This is a genomic window from Microcoleus sp. OTE_8_concoct_300 (assembly GCF_031383065.1).
Lineage (GTDB): Bacteria > Cyanobacteriota > Cyanobacteriia > Cyanobacteriales > Microcoleaceae > Microcoleus.
This window is the reverse complement of sequence record NZ_JANMZH010000804.1, coordinates 1-4,007: the sequence shown is the minus strand read 5'-3', so window position 1 is coordinate 4,007 and position 4,007 is coordinate 1. Positions and strand designations below refer to the sequence as shown.

Here is a 4,007-nt window from a genome sequence, read left to right as displayed (position 1 = left end):
GTTGCCCTGCTGCAAGACGTAAACATCTCCGCTGAGAATGATCCGGCGCTCGCGGCTGAAGTATTGAGCTTGAGCTGCGGTTGCTTGTATTTGGCGGGCTGGATAGTTGATTTGGACGTTGCCGCGGGCTGTCACGATGCCGGTTTTGGAGTCGGCTTCTTGAATGTCCGATCGCACACTGAGAGTGCGGGGCGGCCCGGCTTGCGGGTAGGTGGGAGAGGCGATCGCGCCTGCCAGAGTGAGGGGCAACAGCAGCGATAATCCTTTGAATATTCGGGAATTGAGCAGTTTAGCGGAGGGCATCATAGCTTACAAGCCTCAAAATATTTGAAATTGCTGAAGGGCATTATTTCCACTTAGGTATTTTATCTTAACGGTCAGAAAGATTTTCGTGAGGTCGATCGCTTGACCCGAGAGTCTCAACCAATTATCCTAGCAAGAGAGCAGCACTTTCTCCGGCTGTTTGGATGATTTGCTGGAGAAAGCAAGTTTTTTGACGGTTTCCCCGATCGGGAAGTTTCGCACAACCTCGATACTATTTGGGTGGATTAGGCTTTTTCAGCATATTAGAGTTTGCAGAGCGATGGGAGACTTCAACAGTTTCCACCTCAGACTTAGTAGATGCCTGCTCATTAATCAATTGTTCATGCCCATCCTTAATATATTTATCCATTTGAGCATCCTCAAGAACTTCTTCTGAAATATTTGACTCCTCTGCTTGAGCCTCGACAGTTTTTTCTTGACTCGCTAAAAGCCCTGCATACTTGATTCTCTCTAAACCCTTTTTAAATTCAGTGTAATCCTCGATAGCTTTATTCATTTCGACATCAAGCTTGTAGTCACGACGCAAATTTTGGATCGCATTCTGAATTGCTTCGATTTCCTTAGTTGACTCATTTGCTCTATTGCTTTCTAGAATGCCCTCGATCTCCTCAAGCAGAATAACACCATGCTCACGCCTTGCAGAAATGGGATGACGTGCAATAAAATCCTTTTTTGAACGCTCGATTTTCTGTGAAAGCATTTCTTTGATCAATTTCTGTTGAGCATTACGTTGCATAAAGTTCAATCTTTTAAACAAAATTTTAAAGTTATTCTCAAAATTTTCTAATGCCTTAGATTGCTCCTCACCTAACTTAACTCGTTTCTGTGACCACTGATTTACAACTTCAATAACATTCCTAGCAAAGCCAGCTTTACTAATGACAAACTCCTGGTCAAAAGATTCTGAAATGCTTGCTTGTATGGCATCAAGAATAGTCTGACTATCAATCTTACTTAAAATTAAATCTTCAGTTAAAAAAGCAACTTCTGTTTCACCCACTTGTAGAAATTCCTGTAAACATAGCTTCGTTGCTTGTATGCAGATTGGCAAGGGAATAATATCTTCTATCTCAAGTTCTTCGGTTGCATTATCAGCCACCAAATAGAACTCTTCTTTAAGATCGCCAAGCTGAAGAATAAATTGCTCTTTAATCAAAGGTTTTTTATGTTGTTGTCCTTTACCTAATAATTGCTTTTTAGCATCATTTCCAGCCTTGTCACTGTCCAATAAAACGATAACTGCTATTTGCTCAGCGTGTTTCCCACAAGCTAGATAGACCATGTAGGGAATTTGGCTAGCTCCCTCTGAGTTAACAATGGTTATGTAGTTTAGATCTAAAGTTTCTATTTCTAAACTAGATACACCAATAGCTCGAAGGTATCTTGCAGCCCCAGCAATAATAATTTGCTCGCAAATGCCTTCTACCATTAAATTGCAATTGCCAATAAAAACTGATTCGCCAATAAGAGTACCTATCGAAGACCTTAGAGGTTCATAACGGTTTCTGACAAAATCCTTAACTACTCGTGTTCCCTCATCTTCATTTCCCTTCTGTAAAACTCGAATACGATCAGTATGATTCTTATCAATTAAAAAAGGAGAGTGAGTCACGTAAACTACCTGAATTGGGTTAGTTAAATGTGAACCTGGTTGGGGGTTTGCAAAAAGGTCAAATACTTTAAGTAAATCTTGTTGCGCTTGACTTGATAGATAAGCATCTGGTTCATCCATCAACAGTACCTCAGTTTTAGTGTGATGGGGTTCATGAGATCGATATTCAATATAATAGCTAAGAAAGAATCGTAATCCTTGACTCCTTTCATCAAAAGAATATTCAGTTCCTGTCCTATCAGTTATGGTAAAAACTAAGTCATAGTCTCTTGCCACTACTTTTAGACAAAAATTACGATCTTGAACCCAATAGTTGGGAAAGTTTAAATTAAGGGCTAATTGGCGGTTAATCTTCTCAATGATTCCATTTGCAAAACCCTGCATTCCATTTTGAATAGCCTCAGCCAGATCAAGTAAAGCCTTGGTATCAACTTCAGCAATTTTGCAAATCAATTTGTAAGCTAGATCGAATTCTTTATTTCTTTTTTCTTGCTCTATATTACTGAAATTGACTCCCTCAAGTGCTGAAACAATTGAATTAAACAATGTAATTCCTTGATCGTTTTTTTCGGCACCAACAAGGTTAATTTTATTAATTAATTCTGGATTATTACTAAGAGTTTCAAGTGTATCTACTATTTTGTTTCTTTGATCTCTATCTAAAAGCTCAAATTTTCTACTCCCGGAATAATCATCTTGAGCCAACTCAACTAATTTTTTGATAGGAACGCTTGATGGAAGAGCAATATTAGACTCAATCCTAAATGGTTTAGGAAGTAATTTTTGTAAATCTATAACCTGATTTTTCCCAAGTTTGTATGGTCTGTAATCTCCCTTTTCAGGCAAATATAACGTTAAATTGTCAACATTATTAAGGAAAATTAAAAATCTATCTAACATCAATTTATCAGGAATTTCTATAATTTTTCTTAAACTTACCTCTTCAGACTTAGAAAGACCCGACCATTCAGAACCAAAGTCAGGGTATTTTAATTCGTTCTTTTTAACCGTAAAAAGTGGAGAATAGCGACAGAAATCGCTGCGCTCGATATTTTTGACAAATAAAGCCTTCTCAATGGCACTTAACAAGTGAGATTTGCCAGATTCGTTCGCGCCTACAATTGTTGTAATTTTGGACTCTATGGGAACTTCAATATATGGGTAAAAAGCATCCTTTATCAGCTCCCAAGGTTTAGGCTTCACCTTGTCATTATTTTTTCTTAGGAAGTCGTCATTGAATGATTTATAGAAGCGAATGAAAACTTTTTTGAGAAGCATATTGTTAGAGTCGATGGTACAATTGTAATTTTTTGGGTTTTCCTCAGTTTGATCATCGGCTTAATACCGTGACTCAGAGGATTAAACTGCAAATTTGTTACTATTATACACTAATATACCTCTATATCTAAATTTGTTCTACTTTTAAAATTCGCGGCAATTGCAAGCCTGCGACTTCTGTACCTGTTAAAAGTGGCACAAATTCAGCGACTTTTTCCTGCCCAGCTTGTTGCAAAGCGCTCAAAAGTTCAGCACTTTGTCCGAGCAAGTCTTCAACGGCAATTCCGCCATAACTCGGCTGATAATAATTGAGCCGATTTATTCCTTCTCCCAGCAAGATTACAGCACCGCGCCAGTTTTGATTTCCTAAGTGATAAAGCGCGACGGCAATTTGTAATATTCCCTGATAAAATCTTTTTTCTGGATCGCCAGCTTCCATCCACAAAGCCTCTAGTGTGTCGTGACAAGCATAAAAGTCTTGACTATTAAACTGTTCGATACCTTGCCAAAACTCGATCGGCATTTCCTCTGTCATGTGATTGGAAATTGTGATTTTTGATTAGGGATGTGTGTTTGAGTAGGCGGCGATCGATTTTTTTTTAATAGCTAAGTCTTAAAAATAGGAAAAATAACGACCTGTTTTCAAAACTATTGCCATTTCACGACCGCCTACTTAACCGATTACATAGTGTCTCTGACAGCTTGAATCTGATCCATTCCTATTTCCTGATTAGTTCCAGCGAAATCGTTATCTGGCGTCAGAAATAACATACAGTGACACTCTTTGCGCTCG

At 38.4% G+C, this 4,007-nt stretch carries 3 protein-coding genes and 1 pseudogene; all 4 read right to left on the bottom strand.

Annotated features, from left to right (window positions below; translation table 11 throughout):
• A pseudogene (locus ACUVJL_RS35980) lies at positions 1–306 on the bottom strand (LptA/OstA family protein); the annotation flags it as partial.
• A gap of 229 nt (positions 307–535) precedes the next feature.
• Positions 536–3,214 carry an ATP-dependent nuclease gene (locus ACUVJL_RS35975; RefSeq protein WP_445250194.1) on the bottom strand — a complete coding sequence of 893 codons (2,679 nt, stop codon included), beginning with the start codon at positions 3,212–3,214 and terminating at the stop codon, positions 536–538.
• 127 nt (positions 3,215–3,341) lie between these two features.
• On the bottom strand, positions 3,342–3,749 hold the full coding sequence (locus ACUVJL_RS35970) for a DUF309 domain-containing protein (protein WP_445250193.1): 408 nt from the start codon (positions 3,747–3,749) through the stop codon (positions 3,342–3,344).
• Positions 3,750–3,895: 146 nt separating this feature from the next.
• Positions 3,896–4,007 (bottom strand): ferredoxin-thioredoxin reductase catalytic domain-containing protein (locus ACUVJL_RS35965; protein WP_445250168.1); only part of this gene is annotated, 112 nt, incomplete at its 5' end.